General features: G+C 70.8%; 16 protein-coding genes. 7 read left to right on the top strand and 9 right to left on the bottom strand.

Annotated elements, in window-relative coordinates:
- Nucleotides 1-17: 17 nt before the first annotated feature.
- Genes AC07AG_RS12125 through AC07AG_RS12115 form a run of 3 tightly spaced genes read left to right on the top strand, consistent with a single transcriptional unit; the run spans nt 18 to nt 3,498 of the window.
- The gene (locus AC07AG_RS12125; RefSeq protein ID WP_478754352.1) at nt 18-995 is read left to right on the top strand and encodes a glycosyltransferase family 2 protein; all 978 of its coding nucleotides are present in this window, start codon (nt 18-20) and stop codon (nt 993-995) included.
- The gene (locus tag AC07AG_RS12120) at nt 995-2,347 is read left to right on the top strand and encodes an alpha-2,8-polysialyltransferase family protein (RefSeq protein WP_478754350.1); all 1,353 of its coding nucleotides are present in this window, start codon (nt 995-997) and stop codon (nt 2,345-2,347) included. Before AC07AG_RS12125 ends, AC07AG_RS12120 begins: the two co-directional genes overlap by 1 nt.
- Complete coding sequence (locus tag AC07AG_RS12115) at nt 2,344-3,498, top strand: acyltransferase family protein (protein WP_478754348.1); 1,155 nt, start codon at nt 2,344-2,346, stop codon at nt 3,496-3,498. The genes AC07AG_RS12120 and AC07AG_RS12115 overlap by 4 nt, the downstream gene beginning before the upstream one ends.
- Here the strand turns inward: AC07AG_RS12115 and AC07AG_RS12110 are convergent.
- Both AC07AG_RS12110 and AC07AG_RS12105 read right to left on the bottom strand, forming a co-directional pair.
- The gene (locus AC07AG_RS12110) at nt 3,482-3,652 is read right to left on the bottom strand and encodes a hypothetical protein (RefSeq protein WP_478754346.1); all 171 of its coding nucleotides are present in this window, start codon (nt 3,650-3,652) and stop codon (nt 3,482-3,484) included. The genes AC07AG_RS12115 and AC07AG_RS12110 overlap by 17 nt on opposite strands.
- 9 nt (nt 3,653-3,661) lie before the next feature.
- A complete protein-coding gene (locus AC07AG_RS12105; protein ID WP_478754345.1) occupies nt 3,662-4,318 on the bottom strand; it encodes a TetR/AcrR family transcriptional regulator C-terminal domain-containing protein in 657 nt (218 codons plus the stop codon).
- A 70-nt stretch (nt 4,319-4,388) separates the two neighbouring features.
- On the opposite strand from AC07AG_RS12105, the gene AC07AG_RS12100 reads away from it, so the two are divergent.
- A complete protein-coding gene (locus tag AC07AG_RS12100; protein WP_478754343.1) occupies nt 4,389-5,828 on the top strand; it encodes an FAD-dependent oxidoreductase in 1,440 nt (479 codons plus the stop codon).
- A gap of 33 nt (nt 5,829-5,861) precedes the next feature.
- On the top strand, nt 5,862-6,326 hold the full coding sequence (locus AC07AG_RS12095) for a MarR family winged helix-turn-helix transcriptional regulator (RefSeq protein ID WP_478754341.1): 465 nt from the start codon (nt 5,862-5,864) through the stop codon (nt 6,324-6,326).
- 26 nt (nt 6,327-6,352) lie between these two features.
- On the opposite strand, the gene leuE is transcribed toward AC07AG_RS12095, so the two are convergent.
- Together leuE and AC07AG_RS12085 are read right to left on the bottom strand one after the other, a co-directional pair.
- Nucleotides 6,353-7,006, bottom strand: a complete 654-nt coding sequence (gene leuE / locus AC07AG_RS12090; protein WP_361053977.1) for a leucine efflux protein LeuE — start codon at nt 7,004-7,006, stop codon at nt 6,353-6,355.
- A gap of 102 nt (nt 7,007-7,108) precedes the next feature.
- The gene (locus AC07AG_RS12085) at nt 7,109-8,689 is read right to left on the bottom strand and encodes an acyl-CoA mutase large subunit family protein (protein ID WP_478754339.1); all 1,581 of its coding nucleotides are present in this window, start codon (nt 8,687-8,689) and stop codon (nt 7,109-7,111) included.
- A 133-nt stretch (nt 8,690-8,822) separates the two neighbouring features.
- Between AC07AG_RS12085 and AC07AG_RS12080 the strand changes: the two genes are divergently transcribed.
- Complete coding sequence (locus tag AC07AG_RS12080; protein ID WP_478754337.1) at nt 8,823-9,662, top strand: L,D-transpeptidase family protein; 840 nt, start codon at nt 8,823-8,825, stop codon at nt 9,660-9,662.
- Nucleotides 9,663-9,916: 254 nt separating this feature from the next.
- Here the strand turns inward: AC07AG_RS12080 and AC07AG_RS12075 are convergent, their stop codons facing one another.
- From AC07AG_RS12075 to AC07AG_RS12055, 5 genes are all read right to left on the bottom strand, one after another.
- The gene (locus tag AC07AG_RS12075) at nt 9,917-11,044 is read right to left on the bottom strand and encodes a hypothetical protein (RefSeq protein ID WP_478754335.1); all 1,128 of its coding nucleotides are present in this window, start codon (nt 11,042-11,044) and stop codon (nt 9,917-9,919) included.
- Nucleotides 11,044-11,709 (bottom strand): RNA polymerase sigma factor, encoded by a 666-nt coding sequence (locus AC07AG_RS12070; protein ID WP_478754333.1) that lies wholly within the window; start codon nt 11,707-11,709, stop codon nt 11,044-11,046. The genes AC07AG_RS12075 and AC07AG_RS12070 overlap by 1 nt, the downstream gene beginning before the upstream one ends.
- 575 nt (nt 11,710-12,284) lie before the next feature.
- Entirely contained in the window at nt 12,285-12,455 is a 171-nt protein-coding gene (locus tag AC07AG_RS12065) for a hypothetical protein (protein WP_478754332.1), read from the bottom strand.
- 14 nt (nt 12,456-12,469) lie between these two features.
- Nucleotides 12,470-13,057, bottom strand: a complete 588-nt coding sequence (locus tag AC07AG_RS12060) for an RNA polymerase sigma factor (protein ID WP_478754330.1) — start codon at nt 13,055-13,057, stop codon at nt 12,470-12,472.
- Between the two features lie 99 nt (nt 13,058-13,156).
- On the bottom strand, nt 13,157-14,005 hold the full coding sequence (locus AC07AG_RS12055) for a hypothetical protein (RefSeq protein WP_478754328.1): 849 nt from the start codon (nt 14,003-14,005) through the stop codon (nt 13,157-13,159).
- A gap of 351 nt (nt 14,006-14,356) precedes the next feature.
- Here AC07AG_RS12055 and AC07AG_RS12050 point away from each other — a divergent pair, with 351 nt between their 5' ends.
- Nucleotides 14,357-16,975 carry an FG-GAP-like repeat-containing protein gene (locus tag AC07AG_RS12050; RefSeq protein ID WP_478755516.1) on the top strand — a complete coding sequence of 873 codons (2,619 nt, stop codon included), beginning with the start codon at nt 14,357-14,359 and terminating at the stop codon, nt 16,973-16,975.
- The last annotated feature ends 249 nt before the right edge of the window (nt 16,976-17,224 follow it).

The raw sequence follows: 17,224 nt of genomic DNA, 5'->3' as shown, positions 1-17,224 counted from the left end.
CACCTAACGTCACCCACGTGGTTAAGCTCTCCGTCATCGTGCCGTTCTACAACGTGCAGCAATACGCGCCCGACACCTTGAAGAGTCTGCGAGCGAACGCACGCGAAGACTTCGAATTCATTCTCGTCGACGACTGTTCGAAGGACGAGACTCCAGAGATCCTGGAGCGTGCCGCGCGCGAACTGCCCGGCGCCGTCCATCTCAGACATGAGACGAACGGCGGTCTGGCGACCGCCCGCAACACAGGCCTTGACGCGGCGCGCGGCGAGTACCTCACCTTCCTGGACGGTGACGACTGGCTCGCCCCCGGTTATTACGCGCAACTCGTGGCATCCATCGAGCAGTTGGGCTGCGACTTCGTGCGTACCGACCATGTGCAGTGCACCGCTCGGGCCCGCACCGTCCACCGTGTCCCGCACGGCAGGCGCGGTGTCGTCATGCCGCCGCGGGACGTCATCCTGCCCGCCGACCGGTCGACGTCCGTCGACTACGCCTACGCCTGGGCGGGCATCTACCACCGGCGCCTCGCCGACCAGGGACTGCTCCACTTCACGGACGGCCTGCGCACCGCGGAGGACAGGCCGTGGATCTGGCGCCTTCACCGCGAGGCGGAATCCTTCGCGGCGGTGGGTCTGCTCGGTGTCTTCTACCGGCGCGGGGTCGCCTCGTCACTGACGCAGATCGGTGACGTACGGCAGCTCGATTTCATCCGCGCATTCGACCAGGTGGTCCGGGAAACGGCCGAGGACCGCGATGCGGACAAACTCCTGCCGAAGGCCGTCCGTACTTACTGCGCGATCATTTCCCACCATCTGGGATCCATCGAAAGGTTCGAGCCACAAGTGGCGCGGAAATTGAAGTCACTGAGTGCGGCGGCACTGAAGCGGATGCCGCAGGGCGTTCTCGACGACGCCCTCGACTCCATGGACATACAGCGGGCGACGCGCCTTCGCCGGCTGCGCCGGCGTCCGGTGTCGGCGGAGGTGGCCGCGTAATGGCGACGACACAGATCTTCCTCGTGTCCACGCTGTACGGCACCGCGACGCTGGCCGCGGCGATCGACGCCGACCGCTTCGGCCCCGCCGACCGGCGGCTGCTGCTCGTCAGCAACAACGCGGCGACGCCGGAGACGACGGTCGCCGTGGACGAGATGCCGGGCTTCGAGCGCCTCCGGGACCGCTTCGACGACGTACGTTCCTGGAACGAGGCCATCTCCCCTTTTCATCCGGGCGGCTGGGCTCCCCGGGCGGACGACATCCCGATGTGGGAGCGGTACATCCGGCTCCTGTGGGACCTCGGTGACGACGACATCGAGCTGGCCGTCGAGTCGATCCAGGTCAACCCGGCCCTGGCCATCACGCAGATCTTCACGGGCGCGCCCGTGGACGTCTACGCGGACGGCCTGATGAGCTACGGCCCCACCCGCAACAAGATCGACCCGCTGGTCGGCACCCGGGTGCGCCGTCTGCTGCACCTGGACCTGGTACCGGGCCTGACCCCGCTGCTCCTGACCGAGTTCGGCGTGGAGCCGGAGATCGTGCCGACCGAGGCGTTCGTGAAGGTGCTCGACCGCCTCGCCGAGGCCGACGCCGCGGACATCCCCGACATCGCCGAACCCGCCCTGCTCCTTGGCCAGTACCTCTCCGCGCTCGGCATCCTGACCGCCGAGGAAGAGGAGGAGCTGCACGTGCGCATGGTGCGCGGCGCGGCCGAACTCGGCCACACGCGCGTGGTGTTCAAGCCGCATCCGACGGCTCCGGCCCGCTGGTCGCGCATGCTGGAGAAGGAGGCGGAGGCGATCGGCGTGGAGCTGACCGTCCTCGAATCACCGGTCCTCGCCGAGGTCCTCTACCAGCGGATGCGTCCCGCACTTGTCATCGGCTGCTTCTCGACCGCGCTGCTCACCGCGTCCGCGCTGTACGGCCTGCCGGTCGCCCGCACCGGCACCGAGACGCTCCTGGAGCGGCTCGCGCCCTACCAGAACAGCAACCGCGTCCCGGTCACCATCGTGGACGCGCTGATCCCCGGCCTCGCCGACAAGGGCGCGGTCACCGGGCGGCAGCCGGGCATGCCGGTCGGCGACCTGGGCGAGCTGCTCGTCGCCGTCGGCTTCGCCATGCAGCCGCAGATCTATCCGCGCCTGCGCGGGGCCGCCGAGCGGTATCTCTCGACGCATCTCACCCCGCACACCTGGCGCTACTTCAAGCGGCGCCGCCTCACTGCCCTCGCCCTGCCCGGAGCGCTGCCCTCGCAGCTCTCGTTCATCCCGCGCAACGCGGCCGTACGCCGGGTCGCGCGCCGGGCCCGTTCGGTCCAGCGCACCATCAAGCGGACCGCACTCGGATGACCTCTCCCGGAACCACGCTCCCGAAGCACGCCCCGGGGGCGGAGAAGGCAGACGCCCTCGCGCGCACGATTCCGGCCCCCGTGGCCGCCAAGCGCGCACGGCCCCGCCTCAGGGCCCTGGACGGGCTGCGGCTCATCGCGGCCCTGATGGTCGCGGCCTACCACTACGGCGGCCGCGACGGCGAGATCAGCGAGGCATGGGGCGGCTCGCCGCAGCTTCAATTCCCCACGGCACACAGCTGGTTCGCCTACGGCTGCCTGGGCGTGCAGATCTTCTTCGTCATCAGCGGCTTCGTGATCTGCATGAGCGGCTGGGGCCGTCCGCTGCGCGCGTTCTTCGCCTCACGCGCCTCGCGGCTCCTGCCCTCCTACTGGGCGGCGATCATCCTGGTGACGGCGGTCTTCGCGCTGCCCGTCGTGACGTACCAGGCGGTCTCGCCCAGCGACGCCCTGGTGAATCTGACCATGCTCCAGCAGCCGCTGGGCGTGGACCGGGTGCTCGGGGTCTGCTGGACGCTCTGGGCCGAGCTGCGCTTCTACGCGCTGTTCGCGCTCTTCGTCGTCCTGCCGGGCGCCAACCGGGCCCGCGTGATCCTGTTCTGCGCGGTGTGGACCCTGGCCGCGGTCATCGCGGAGGGTGCGAACGAGCCGCTGCTCGACCTCGTCCTCATGCCCGAGTACGCCCCCTTCTTCATCGGCGGCATCGGCATCTACCTCGTCCACCGCGACCGCAGGGACCTCACGGCCTGGGGCATCGTGGGGGTGAGCTGGCTGATCGGCCAGCACTACGCGGTCTCGCGCCTGTGGCACGCGCCGAACCCGGACTTCTTCTCCTACCGCACGTCCTTCGGGATCATCGCGGTCGTGACGGCGGGCTTCGCCGCGGTGCTCCTGATCGCGCTCGGCGCGCTGCACCGGGTCGACTGGAAGTGGCTGACGGTGGCCGGCGCCCTGACGTACCCGTTCTACCTGGTGCACGAGCACCTGGGCTGGGTGACGGTGGCCGCGCTGCACCGGGGGCTCGGGCTTCCGTCGTACGCGACCTTCGGTCTGACGATCGCGGCCATGCTGCTGCTCGCCTGGCTCCTGAACCGTTTCGTGGAGGAGCGGCTGACGCCACTGATCCGGAACGGGCTCATGGTTCGGAAGTGACTCCGTCCGCGGCGGTGTCGGTGTCGGCGTCGGCGTCGGCGGCCACCGCCACCGCGCGGGCCACGTCCATGGCCTCGCCCATGACGACCTCGGCCTCCCCTATCGCGTCCACAAGCTCCTGGACCAACCGCTCCAGCGTCTCGCCCTCATCCATGGGCCAAGACTATGCGTGCCGGGTCTCCAGCATCGTCGCCCCGATCCCGGCGACCACCGCGGCAAGGCCCTTCTCGAACCCCGCGTCGTAGTCACGGAACATCTCGTCGCCGGCCGCCGAGGCGAGCGGATACGCGGCGAGGCGCTGTGCGCGGGCCTCCAGGTCGTAGCCCCCTTCCTCCGTCGCGGGGTCGGGCCCCATCGACTGCTCCTCGATCACGTAACCGATCGTGTAGCTGTACCCCGTGAGCCAGGCGCGGGCCGCGCCGCCCGGTGTGAAGCCCCCCGCCGTGAGCATGCGCAGGTGGGCCTCCATGGGGGCGGCGTACGACATGTCCGTGAAGCGCGTACCGCTGTAGACCTTCGCGCCGTCGCGGTACCTCAGGAGGTGCTGCCGCAGGCCGCGCATCGCGGCGGCGAAGGCGGTCGGCCAGTCGGCGTCCGGTACCGCCTGCGCCGCGAGCTCTTCGTTCATGCGCCGCAGCATCTCCGTCGCCATCTCGTCGAGCAGCGCCTGCTTGTCCTTGAAATGCCAGTACAAAGCGGGCGCCTTGACGTCCAGCTCCTTGGCGATGGCGCGCAGCGAGAGCCCGTCGAGGCCCGTCTCGTTCAGGAGCTTCAGGGCGGTGCGCGCCACGCGGGTGCGGTCCAGGGGTGTCGTAGCCACCTTGACAACTTAACACCGTTAAGCGCAGGCTCCCACCATGGCACTTAACAGCGTTAAGGAAGGAGCCGTCATGACTGTCATGACCGACGTACTCATCGTGGGAGCCGGTCCCACGGGCCTGACCCTCGCCTGCGACCTCGCACGACGCGGCGTACCCGCCCTGGTCGTCGAGCGGGCCGACGCCCTCTTCCCCGGCTCGCGCGGCAAGGGCATCCAGCCCCGCACCCAGGAGGTCTTCGACGACCTCGGGGTCATCGCGGCGGCCGAGGCCGCGGGCGGCACCTACCCGGTCGGCATGGTCTGGCAGGACGGCGAGCGGCAGGGCGAGCACCGGATGTTCGAGGAGACGGAGCCGACCCAGGACGCCCCGTACGACCGGCCGCTGATGCTCCCCCAGTGGCGCACGCAGGAGATCCTCCACGCCCGCCTGCGCGAACTCGGCGGCGGGGAGATCGAGTTCGGCGCCGCGCTGACCGGCCTCGCGCAGGACGACGAGGGCGTCACCGCCCGGCTCGCTGACGGCCGGACGGTCCGCGCCGCCTACGCCGTGGCGGCCGACGGCGGCCGTTCGACCGTGCGCGCGGAGCTCGGCATCGGCATGACGGGCGAGACCGTCGACCCGAACCCGATCCTGGTGGCCGACGTCCGCGTCCCCGCCCTGGACCGCGACCACTGGCACATGTTCCCGCCCGCCGCCGACGGCGGGGGCTTCCTGGCGATCTGCCCGCTGTCGGGCACCCCGGACTTCCAGCTGACGGCCCAGTTCACGGACGGGACCGCCCCCGACACCTCGCTCGAAGGCGTCCGCAAGGTCGTCGCCGCCCGTACGCACCTGGCCGCCGACGCGGTGACCGAGGTGCGCTGGGCCTCCGACTTCCGGCCGCGCGCGGCGATGGCGGACCGGTTCCGCGAGGGCCGCGTGTTCCTGGCCGGCGACGCGGCGCACGTGCACTCACCCGCGGGCGGCCAGGGCCTGAACACCAGCGTGCAGGACGCGTACAACCTGGGCTGGAAGCTGGGTGCGGTCCTGCGGGGCGGCGCACCCGAGGCCCTCCTCGACACGTACGAGGCCGAGCGGCTGCCCAACGCCGCGCAGATGCTGGGCCTTTCCACCCGCATCCACCGGGGCGAGGAGCGGCGCGGGGAGGCCACCCGCCAGCTGGGCCTCGGCTACCGCGACAGCTCCCTGTCGGTGGAGACCCGTACGGACCTCTCGGACGAGGCGCTGCGGGCGGGCGACCGCGCACCGGACGGGCCGTGCGGCACGCGACGCCTCTTCGACGCGTTCAGGGGCCCGCACTGCACGCTGCTCGTGGTCGGTACCGATACGGAACTTCCGCCGCTGGACGAGGAGTTGGTCCATGTTCATCGCGTCGACGCCTACGCGCCGTACGGCAGGGGTCTCTTCCTGATCCGCCCCGACGGGTACGTCGGCTGGGCGGGCGGGGACGCGACGGGCCTGAGCGACTACTTCAGGCTGATCCGCGGAAGTCACCGAGAAGACAGTTGACCTCAATCAAACTTGAGGTTCTACCTTCTGGGCATGGACACTTTCACGTACTCCCACAGCGACGAAGACCTCATCACCCAGCCCATCGGCTACTGGGCATCGGCGGCGGGCTCGGCCGTCGTCCACCACATCCGCACCATGCTCGCCGAGGCAGGACTCACCCAGCCCCAGTGGTGGATCCTGAACCAGGTCCGCTCCACTGACGGCCGCGAGCGCGCGGACGTCGTGGGGATCCTGCGCGGCTACCTCGACGTGGGCGACGGCAAGCTGCACCACGACATGGACGCCCTGCGCGACCGCGGCCTCCTGACCGAGGACGCCGACGGCCGCATCCGCATCACGGACGAGGGCCGCGCCCTGCGGGACAACACCGCCCTGCGCCAGCAGAAGACCCGCGCGGAGATCCACGAGGGCATCACGGACGAGGAGTACATCCGCACCCTCAAGGTCCTCCAGCGCATGATCCACAACGTGGGCGGCGATGCCTGGCACCACTGAGGACCATCCGCATCACTCACCCTTGCTCACCCACTGGCGAGCGACAGTTTCGCCGCGAACCCGAGGAACAGCGCACCCGCCGCCGAAGTGGCTCCCGCCGAGAGCCGCCTGCGGCGGCGGAAAGCGGCCGACAGCTTGGTGCCGCTGAATATCAGGGCCGTGAGGTAGAGGAAGCTCGCCACCTGGGCGAAGGCGCCCAGCACGAGGAAGGAGAGCGCGGGGTAGGCGTATCCGGGATCGACGAACTGCACGAAGAAGGCGATGAAGAAGAGGATCGCCTTCGGGTTGAGCAGGCTGATCACCAAGGCCCTGCGGAACGGCCGCTCCACGGCGCCCCCGGACTCCCCGCCCTCCTGCTCCACGACCGGCTCGCGCCGCGCGCGCCACATGCCCACGGCCGCCCGCAGCATCCCGAACGCGAGCCAGGTCAGATAGCCGGCACCGGCGTACTTCACGATCCCGAAGAGCACGGCGTTGGCCTGGAGGAGCGAGGCGACACCGGCGGCCGACAGCGTCATCAGGACGGTGTCCCCGCACCAGACGCCGGCCGCGGCCGTATAGCCGGTGCGTACGCCACGGCGTGCGGCCACGGAGAGCACGTACAGCGAGTTCGGCCCCGGCAGCAGAATGATCAGGGCGAGGCCCGCGAGATAGGTCGGAAGATCGGTGACACCCAGCATGGGGCGGAGTGTCGCACGCGTGTACGGAATGAGGGCTCAGGTGTCCGCTGTGCGGACACCTGAGCCCTCATTCCTCATTCCTGATCCCTCATCCCCGATCCCTCAGAACGCGTCCGTGGGCACATAAGCCCCCCACACCTCCCGCAGCGCGTCGCACACCTCGCCCACCGTCGCCCGCGCCCGCAGCGCGTCCTTCATCGGGTAGAGGACGTTGGCCTCGCCCTTCGCCGCCTCCTGGAGCGAGGAGAGCGCCGCGTCCACCGCCGCCCGGTCGCGCTCCGCCCGCAGCTTCGCGAGGCGGGCCGCCTGCTGGGCCTCGATGGCGGGGTCGACGCGGAGGGGTTCGTAGGGCTCCTCCTCGTCCAGCTGGAAGCGGTTGACGCCGACCACGACGCGTTCACCGGAGTCGGTCTCCTGGGCGATGCGGTAGGCGCTGCGCTCGATCTCGTTCTTCTGGAAGCCGTTCTCGATGGCGGCCACGGCACCGCCCATGTCCTCGACGCGCTCCATGAGTCCGAGAGCCGCGGCCTCGATGTCGTCCGTCATCTTCTCGACGACGTACGACCCGGCGAACGGGTCGACCGTGGCGGTCACGTCCGTCTCGTACGCGAGGACCTGCTGCGTGCGCAGGGCCAGGCGCGCGCTCTTGTCGGTCGGCAGCGCGATCGCCTCGTCGAAGGAGTTCGTGTGCAGGGACTGGGTGCCGCCGAGCACCGCGCCCAGGCCCTGGACCGCGACCCGCACGAGGTTCACCTCGGGCTGCTGGGCGGTGAGCTGGACCCCGGCCGTCTGCGTGTGGAAGCGCAGCATCAGCGACTTGGGGTTCCGCGCGCCGAACTCGTCGCGCATCACGCGGGCCCAGATGCGGCGCGCGGCACGGAACTTGGCGACCTCCTCCAGGAGGGTCGTGCGCGCCACGAAGAAGAAGGACAGGCGGGGCGCGAAGTCGTCCACGTCCATGCCCGCCGCGACCGCCGTGCGGACGTACTCGATGCCGTCGGCGAGGGTGAAGGCGATCTCCTGCGCGGGCGTCGCGCCCGCCTCGGCCATGTGATAGCCGGAGATGGAGATGGTGTTCCACTTCGGGATCTCGGCCCGGCAGTACTTGAAGATGTCCGCGACCAGGCGCAGCGACGGCTTGGGCGGGAAGATGTACGTGCCGCGCGCGATGTACTCCTTCAGGATGTCGTTCTGGATCGTGCCCGTCAGGTCGCCTGCGTCGACGCCCTGTTCCTCGCCGACCAGTTGGTACATGAGGAGCAGCAGGGCGGCCGGGGCATTGATCGTCATCGACGTCGACACCTTGTCCAGCGGGATGCCGCCGAACAGGACCCGCATGTCGTCGATCGAGTCGATCGCGACGCCCACCTTGCCGACCTCGCCGGACGCGATCGGGGCGTCCGAGTCGTGGCCCATCTGTGTGGGCAGGTCGAAGGCGACGGAGAGGCCCGTCGTGCCGTTCGCGATCAGCTGCTTGTACCGCGCGTTGGACTCGACGGCCGTGCCGAAGCCCGCGTACTGGCGCATCGTCCAGGGGCGGCCGGTGTACATCGAGGGATACACGCCGCGCGTGAAGGGATAGGCGCCCGGTGCGCCCAGCTTCGTCGCGGGATCCCAGCCGTCGAGGGCCTCGGGGCCGTACACGGGCTCGACGGGCAGTCCGGACTCCGAATCACGCGCCATCGCTCTGTGCCTCCTGCGAGAGATCCTTCTCCGTTACTTCTCCGGTATAGCGGTCCTCCCCCAGCATGCGGCAACGTTCAGGGGTGGTCACTCGCGGGGAACACTCTCAGCGAGGCTGTGGAGCAGTGGAGCGATGGCGGGGGTCGTTGTGGGCAAAGGTGCGATAGCCGTGGGGGCCGTGGTCGCGGTCGCCCTGGTCGGCGGGTGCAAGGCGCAGGCCGTCGACTCGGACGGGAAGGCGCAGCCGGTCAAGATCTCCCCCACGAAGACGAAGTCGGACGGGAACGGCCCCGATGAGCCGTCCGGGACACCGGAGCGGGCGGCGAGCCCGAAGCCGCCCCCGAAGACGCTGCTCGCCCCGGGGCAGCGCGGCGACCAGGTGCGGGAGCTGCAGGCCCGGCTCCGGCAGATCCAATGGCTCTACGAGAACCCCTCGGCCACGTACGGCGACTCCACGACCGCCGCGGTCAGGGGATTCCAGGAGAAGCGCGGGCTGCCGAGCACGGGCACGACGGACACGGTGACCTGGCAGAAGCTGGTCGCCATGACGCGCAAGCCCACGAAGTACGAGCTGTACTCGGGAGGCGGCATCCCGGCGTCGAAGCCCGACAAGCGCTGCATGACCGGCCGCGTCCTGTGCATCAGCAAGGAGAGCCGCACGCTGACGTGGATGATCGACGGCAAGGCCGTCTCGACGATGGACGTGCGCTTCGGCTCGCAGTACACCCCCACCCGCGACGGCACGTTCACCGTCTACTGGAAGTCACGCCACCACGTCTCGACGCTGTACGACACCGCCATGCCCTACGCGATGTTCTTCAGCGGCGGCCAGGCCGTGCACTACTCGTCGGACTTCGCGGCGACGGGTTACAACGGCGCCTCGCACGGCTGCGTGAACGTCCGGGACGAGAAGAAGATCGCGAGTCTGTTCTCGCAGGTCAAGAACGGCGACAAGGTCGTCGTCTACAAGTGAGGCGGGAGAACCGGTAAAGGAACCGGAGAACGGCACGGGGCCGGATTAATCAGCGTGGGCGGGATCGGGGGAACGTCTCCCGCCCACGCTGGTGGCACTGAGCCAAAGGTACGGGGGGAACCCCTGGCTCGTGCGCGGGCCGATGACCAGTCGGCTCACTTCTTACTGCGTCGCTGCTCCAAAAAACGTCACACCTGCGGCGCGCGATGTTTCCGACCAGGTCAGAGGCCCACCGGGGCGCGAGCAGGACGCCGCTAGGACCCGTTGCCCGGCAGTACGGGCCGCGCGCTGTAGGAGGCGGTCACCGTGGGCGCCGGATGCGGCACCGAGGGGGCCACGATCGGCGGGACGGGGCTGCTGCCGCCGTTGCCCCAGTGGTCGTTGCCGCCGCCGGACGATCCGCCGCCGTTGTCCTGGTCGCCGTCACCGCCGTTGTCGCCGTCGTCGTCACCGCCGCCGTCGCCGCTGCCGCCGCCGTTGTTGTGCTCTCGGTCGTTGCCGGATCCGTCCAGGACACGGCCGCAGAACTCGGTCACCCGCCGGGGGCCCTTGGCGGCTTCCTCCAGGCGGCGCCTCTTCTCGCCCTGGAGCTCTCCGCTGCGGTAGTCGCGGCATGCGGAGACCACCTTGCGGTACCAGTCGCTCGCCTCGTCCTCGCGCTGCGGGTCGCCGGAGCCGGGCTGCGTGGTGCCGCCGGTGCCGCCCTTGGAGGTGCTCTCCGGGTCCTCGGCCTCCTGCGGCGGCGCGCTGCTGCCGGGTTGTTCGTGCGAGGGGCCTTCCGGGGTGGTGGTCACGTCGTCGGGCTCGACGTCCGGCGTGCCGCTCGCGTCGTCGGACGGGGACGAGAGCGGTTCGGGCGAGGCGACGGACGAGGCGGAGGCCGCGGGGCCCGGCTTGTCCCGGTCGCCGAACGGCGAGGGGAGCACGCCCGTGCCTGCGGCCACGGCGACTCCGCCGATCATGCAGCCGGCGAGCGCCGCGGCGAGTCCGTACCGCAGGGGGCGGGCCCAGCGTGCGGGGCGCGGAGACTCGGCCGAGCGTCCGATGTGGACCGTTTCGCCCGTTTCGCCCGCTCCCACGCGCGTAGAAGCTGTCCGTGCATGAGGGCCACGAGCCTCCCGGAACGCCGCGAGCGCGGCGGCTTCACCAGGGAGTTCGGAGGAAATGTCGGCGGGTACGACGGAGCCTGCGCGGTCGTCGGCGGCCAGTGCGGCCAGGGCCTTGGCCAGTTGCGCGGCCTGTTCCCGCGCGTGAGGGTCGGTGCTTCCGATGCCATCGGCGCCGTCAGTGCCGTCGGTGCCGTCGGTGCCGTCGATGGGCTCACCGCTCAGCAAACGCTCCGCCGCTTCGCGGTCCAGCCACCTGTAATCCTCGTCGGCCATCACATGTCCTTCTGCGCCCGGATACGCGAATGCGTCACACCGGCGGACGTCACCGCAGGCCCGCGGCGCTCCCTCTGGGGCGGTACCGCGTCCAGCGCACCCTCGCTCGGCGGGCCGTCGGCGCCGAGCAGTTCCGCGAGCCGCTTCAGGCCGCGGTGTGCGGCGGTGCGGACGGCTCCGGGGCGCTTGCCGAGGGTCAGGGCCGCGCTCTTGGCATCGAGGCCGACGACCACCCGGAGCACGACCGCTTCCGCCTGGTCCTGCGGGAGCTGGGCTATCAGGGCGAGGGCGTCTCCGGTCGCGAGGGACTCCATCGCCTCGTCGGCGGTGTCCGCTTCGCCCGGCTTCCCGGTCAGCTCGGTCTCGTCGCCGCCTATCGCCGGGCGGCGGCCCCGCATACGTATGTGATCGAGCGCGCGGTTGCGCGCTATGCGCGCGGCCCAGCCGCGGAACCGGTCCGCGTCGCCACTGAACCGGTCGAGGTCCCGGGCTATCTGCAGCCAGGCCTCGGACGCGACATCCTCCGCGTCCGGGTCTCCGACCAGCGTCCTTACGTAGCCGAGCAGCCGCGGGTGCACGGCGCGGTACACAGTCCGGAACGCGGCCTCGTCCCCGTCCTGCGCCGCAAGCACCGCGGCGGTCAGTTCCGCGTCGTCCCCCAGCACAACTTCTCCCTATGCGCCTACACCGGTTGCGGTCCTGCCCCCGCAGCCTGGCGCGAAGCAGCACGCTACGGGCTGAAGTGGGCTCACGTCCATGTTTGGTACAACGTGCAACTAGCGCGTGACAGTACGCGGTGTGACAGAAAACGCACCCACGGCGCTGAAGGGAGTACGGGCCGCGTGCGGTCCGTCCGCGTGACGGCCGGGGTCTCTCCTGTGGGGGGTGGCGACCCCGGCCGCTCACCTTGGCGGGGGCCTTGAGCGGCTCTCCCCCTGCGGCTTCGGGCGCCGTCCCTCCCTCTCCCTTTGTTCGTCCGCGGGTTGGTGGTGGCTGGTCGCGCAGTTCCCCGCGCCCCTTTCAGGGGCGGACCTCCGGGGCGCCCCGTCAGGGGCGCGAGGAACGGCGCGAGCAACCCAGACGAACCCGCAGCCGAAGACGACAAGGCAGCCCCGTCAGGGGCGCGGGGAACTGCGCGAGCAACCCAGACGGACCCGCGGCCGAAGACAACGAGGCAGCCCCGTCAGGGGCGCGGGGAACTGCGCGGGCGGCCACCGATAGCCCGCGGCCGGGGCACCGCTCAGGCGCGCCAGTCGTCGTCGGGGCGGGTCGGTGGGGGGAGCTCGGTCTCGTCGCGGGCCGAGCGGAACGCCGCGACAGCCCGGTGCTGGGCCTCCGCGTCGACCCGATCGGCGCGAATCGCCTCCGCCAGGAGCCTGGCGAGAGGCAGCGGCGACTCATCGGCCCCCACCCTCACGCGCCCCCTCATCCCGCACCGCCCAGCTGCTGGGCGAGACGCCGAAGCCCCCGATAGGCGGCGGTACGCACCGCCCCGGGGCGTTTGCCGAGGACCCGCGCCGCCGCCGGGGAGTCCAGGCCGACGACGACCCGCAGCAGCACCGCCTCCGCCTGGTCGCGCGGCAGCCCCGCGATCAGCGCGAGGGCCTGCTCCGTGGAGATCGATTCGAGCGCCTGCTCCGACGTGCTGTACGGGCCGGGAAGGTCCAGCACGTCCTGTTCGAGGGCGGACGGGCGCGGCCTGACCTTCTGGCGCCGCAGATGGTCGAGCGCCCGGTGGCGCGCGATGGTCGCCGTCCAGCCCCGGAAACCCGCGCCGTCGCCCCGGAACCGCCCCAGGTCACGGGCGATCTCCAGCCAGGCCTCGGCCGCGATGTCCTCGGCGGTCTCTCCGTCGTGCCCGACCAGACCCCGCAGATAGCCGACGAGCCCCGGCTGCACCAGGCGGTAGGCGACGGCGAAAGCCGCCTCGTCGCCCGCCTGCGCCCGCGCGACCGCGTCGCCCAGACCCTCGTCCCGCTCCCGTGCGCGACGGGGTTCCCCTCCTCGACCCACGCTTTCCCATCCGTACCGACGCGACACAGCTCACCGTGTCCGTGCCCCCACGCTGAGCTGCGCCAGGGCCCGCAGAAATGTCACAGGCCCGGATGGTCCTCAGACCTCGAACAGCGAACCGCCGCCGATGCCCATGCCGAGCGCTTCGGGGTCCAGGACCAGGGAGGGGTCGGGAACGCGTGCGGCGACCGGCTTGTCGTAGTCGGACATCCGCATCTCCATCCGCTCGTCGCCCCGCGTCTGCGTCATGCCGACGATGTACGGCTCGCCGTCCGCCGCCAGATAGGCCGTCATGTCGTGCCCGCCGTCCGTCGCGGCGAGCGGAGTGACCTTCTCGCCGTGCCACTGCCGGTCCGGCAGGGCACGCGCGCCGGTCATGTCGGAGTCGGGCCCCGAGCCCAGTTGGCCGAGCACCTTGTCGAGATCGCACATCTTCGCCGGCGACGCGGCCCCCGAACTCCCGCTCTTCTTGGGCACCTTCATGTACTTGCCGCGCGCGAGCGCCGTCCGCTCCTTGGCCGTGGCCGCGATCTCCGGACCGCGCGCCACCGCGGCATCGCGGATCGCGTCGAGCGATTCGTCCGAGTACCGGATGTAGACATCCCCGCCGCCGACCATGAGCAGTTCGCCCTTCTGCAGGGGCCCCGAGTCGAAGGTGCCCGTGCAGTTGCTCCGGCGGTCCATGTGCAGGGAGACCTCCTGGTGCCCCTTGGGTGAGGTCATCTCGACCCCGATGCGCACCGATTCGGCGTCCTTGAGCAGCCCCATCGCCTCCCCGGCGAGCCGCTCGCCCCGCACCTCGCCGGCGGGCTTCGGCGGCTCCGACGGCGTACGCGTGACCAGCCCCTCGTACACCTTCCCCCCGCCGCCACCGCCGCAGGACGCGAGCGCCCCCATCACCAGACAGCAGGCGACTCCCCGCACCCACATCCGGCGTCTCTTGCCCACCACAGAAACCACAGCCCCCACCCGCACTTCTCTCTCACTCACTGTCTCCCCGTTCACAGCTGTCAGGGGACCCAGCGCAATCTTCCGTCCACCTGTCACACCCCTGGAGTGCGGGATACGTCACGTCACATTTCACCCACCTCCGTACAACCGTTTGCCCCGTCGGGCAGTCGTACGCACTCGCTGTTGGTCAACCGGCAATTCCGCTAAGGGGTGGGGCATTTGAGCCCGCGCAAACCGCGCGAATCGGCGCGAACCACGCATGCGTACAGACCGCTGAGTCTCAAGCGCAGGGCGTGGCTGACGATCGGAGCCGTTGTACTGGGGGGCGCGGGGGCCGTCACGTACGCGATGGCGGAGTCCTCGACCGGGGAGCTGCCGGGCGAGGTCTCCCGCGACAAGCGCCCGGTCAGTGTGCACGACATCGCGCTCAGGGCCGACGGCGCCAAGGAGAGGGAGCTGCCGCGCACGTCGACGAAGCAGTTCTCGCTGCTCGGCGTCTCCTGGACCGGCGTGACGAAGGAACTCGAGGGCACGGCCCAGGTCCGCACCCGCTCCATCGAGAGTGCCAAGTGGACCGGATGGCAGAACCTGGACCTGGAGCTGCACCTGCCCGAGAAGGCCGAGGCGGGCATGCGCGCCGCCTCCGAGCCGCTGTGGGTCGGCCCGTCGGACGGCGTCGAGGTCCGCGTGGTGGCGGCGGACGGCACGTCAAGTGAGGCGCTTCCCAAGGGACTTGAGGTCAACCTCGTGGACCCGGGTGTGACCTCCAAGGAGGCGGACAACCCGGCGCTCGACGGATCGGCGATGGCGCCGGTGGCGTTCGCGGCGGACGAGACCCCCGATCCGACTACCCCGGAACCGAGTTCCCCGGAGCCGAACGACCCGGTGTCGCCCACGCCTTCGGAGGCCCCGTCCCAGGCCCCGTCCGAGGCCCCCACGTCATCACCGGCCCCCACCCCCTCGGGCTCCGCCTCCCCCGACCCGGAGCCCGAGCCCACGGTTCCGCCGGCTCCGCCGTCCACCGTCACCAAGCCGCCCATGATCGGCAGGGCGGCATGGGGCGCGGACGAGTCGCAGGTCAAGGACCCGCCGGAGTACATAGACAAGGTCAAGGCGGTCTTCGTCCACCACACGGTCGGCACGAACGACTACAGCTGCGCCCAGTCGGCGTCCCTGGTCCGCGGCATCATGACGTACCACGTGGAGACCGAGGGCTGGAACGACCTCGGCTACAACTTCCTCGTGGACAAGTGCGGCCAGGTCTTCGAGGGCCGCGGCGGCGGCACCGATCTGCCGGTGCGCGGCGCGCACACGTACGGCTTCAACGGCGAGTCCGCGGGCATCGCGGTGCTCGGCGACTTCGAGGGCGACCCGGCCACGAACAAGCCCGCGGGCAGGCCGACCCGCGCGGCCCTGGAGTCGGTGTCGCGCGTCGCGGCCTGGAAGCTGGGCCAGTACGAGGGCGACCCCACCGGCAAGGTCACGCTGACGGCGGCCGACGACACGGGCGTGTGGAAGAAGGGCGACACTCCGTCGCTCAACACGATCTCCGGCCACCGGGACGGCTTCGCGACGGCATGCCCCGGCAAGACCCTCTACGCCAAGCTCGGTGAGATCCGCCGCTACGCGGCAAGCCCGGCCCGCGACTCCGCGATTCCCACGGCCGACTTCAACCGGGACGGCATCACGGACCTGGTGGCGGGCACGCCCAAGGCGTCGGGCGGCGTGGGCAGCCTGACGGTCGTGCCGGGCGGCCTCGACGGCCCGGTGAGCGGCCTGAAGAAGACCCTCACCCAGTCCAGCCCCGGCGTCCCCGGCGCATCGGAGGCGGGCGACAACTGGGCGGCGGCCACGGCCTGGGGTGACATCAACGGTGACGGATACGCGGACCTGGCGATCGGCGCCCCCGGCGAGGACGACGCCACGAACAAGGACCGCGGCGCGGTCACGATGCTCTACGGCCCGGACTTCACCACCGGCACGGACATGCAGCTGGCGGACGACTTCCACTACCCGGGCGCCAAGTTCGGCTCCGCGGTGGCGGTCGGCGACTTCAACGCGGACGGCAAGGCGGACGTCTTCTCGGCGTCCACCGGCACCGGCGGCACATGGGCGGCACGCTTCAAGGCGGGCAACGAGGTGGGCGGCACCCTGACGTCGGGCGACACGGCCATCTCGTACGCGGATGCCGTGTCCGGCGACTTCAACCGTGACGGCTACGCGGACGTGGCGCTGAACTACCGCGACCAGGCGGGGATCGGCCGCGTGCAGTGGTTCAAGGGCACGAGGTCGGGCCTGAGCAGGGTCGGTTCGCTGACGGTGAAGGGCGGCAGGTCACTGGCGGTGGGCGACGTGAACGGCAACGGCTACGACGACCTGGTCATCGGCCAGCCGTACACGGCCGAGTCGGGCGCACACGCGGGCGGCCAGGTGACAGTGGTCCCGGGCACCTCGACAGGCTTCACGACCACCGGCATGAAGACGATCCACCAGGACACGTCAGGCGTCCCGGGCGCCGCCGAGTCGGGCGACGCGATGGGCTGGTCGGTCTCGGCGGGCGACTTCAACCTGGACGGCTACGCGGACGTCCTGACGGGCGCGCCGAACGAGGACATCACACGATCCGGGGCGGCGAAGAAGGACGCGGGCACGTCGCTGCTGATGAAGGGCACGTCGTCCGGCCTGACAGGCACGGGCACGCAGGCGTTCACCCAGGACACCGAGGGCATCACCGGCTCGACGGAGACGTCGGACCGCCTGGGCTCGTCGGTGCTCCTGGCAGACCTGTCGGGCTACGGCCGCGCGGATCTGGCGATCGGCGTGGACGGCGAGGACGAGGGCAACGGCACGATCCTCCAACTGGACAGCGGGGCATCGGGCGTCTCGACGACGACCGGGGTCTACTACGGGCGCACGCAGCTGGGTACTCCGGCGGGGGCGCACCTGGGTGAGACGCTGACGCCGTAGACGTATCCGCAGGAAACGCCCCATGCGCCGTGCTGTTCCCAGAAGTTGAGGGAGCAGCACGGCGCTCGGCGTTCCGGCAGACGGAACGACACGCGCACGGGCAAGCGAGGACTCACCACCACCCCTCACCACCACCCCCGGGACTCCTCACCGCAGGCAAGCGTGAACTCACGCCGCCCCGGCCCGATTCTCGCCGACCACTCACGCCTCTGCGCGTGCCAGACAAGCTCCGTCGGGACATCCATGACC

It is taken from the genome of Streptomyces sp. NPDC044044, from assembly GCF_056434405.1.
Note: the sequence above shows the minus strand (reverse complement) of the source record. Positions and strands in the feature narration are given on the sequence as shown.

Bases quoted from the DNA above. Each gene is read 5' to 3' on its own strand.
- AC07AG_RS12100 (WP_478754343.1), top strand. From the start codon at position 4,389: ATGACTGTCATGACCGACGTACTCATCGTGGGAGCCGGTCCCACGGGC.
- leuE (WP_361053977.1), bottom strand. From the start codon at position 7,006: ATGCTGGGTGTCACCGATCTTCCGACCTATCTCGCGGGCCTCGCCCTG.
- AC07AG_RS12120 (WP_478754350.1), top strand. From the start codon at position 995: ATGGCGACGACACAGATCTTCCTCGTGTCCACGCTGTACGGCACCGCG.
- AC07AG_RS12095 (WP_478754341.1), top strand. From the start codon at position 5,862: ATGGACACTTTCACGTACTCCCACAGCGACGAAGACCTCATCACCCAG.
- AC07AG_RS12110 (WP_478754346.1), bottom strand. From the start codon at position 3,652: ATGGATGAGGGCGAGACGCTGGAGCGGTTGGTCCAGGAGCTTGTGGAC.
- AC07AG_RS12115 (WP_478754348.1), top strand. From the start codon at position 2,344: ATGACCTCTCCCGGAACCACGCTCCCGAAGCACGCCCCGGGGGCGGAG.
- AC07AG_RS12050 (WP_478755516.1), top strand. From the start codon at position 14,357: ATGGCGGAGTCCTCGACCGGGGAGCTGCCGGGCGAGGTCTCCCGCGAC.
- AC07AG_RS12080 (WP_478754337.1), top strand. From the start codon at position 8,823: ATGGCGGGGGTCGTTGTGGGCAAAGGTGCGATAGCCGTGGGGGCCGTG.
- AC07AG_RS12075 (WP_478754335.1), bottom strand. From the start codon at position 11,044: ATGGCCGACGAGGATTACAGGTGGCTGGACCGCGAAGCGGCGGAGCGT.
- AC07AG_RS12085 (WP_478754339.1), bottom strand. From the start codon at position 8,689: ATGGCGCGTGATTCGGAGTCCGGACTGCCCGTCGAGCCCGTGTACGGC.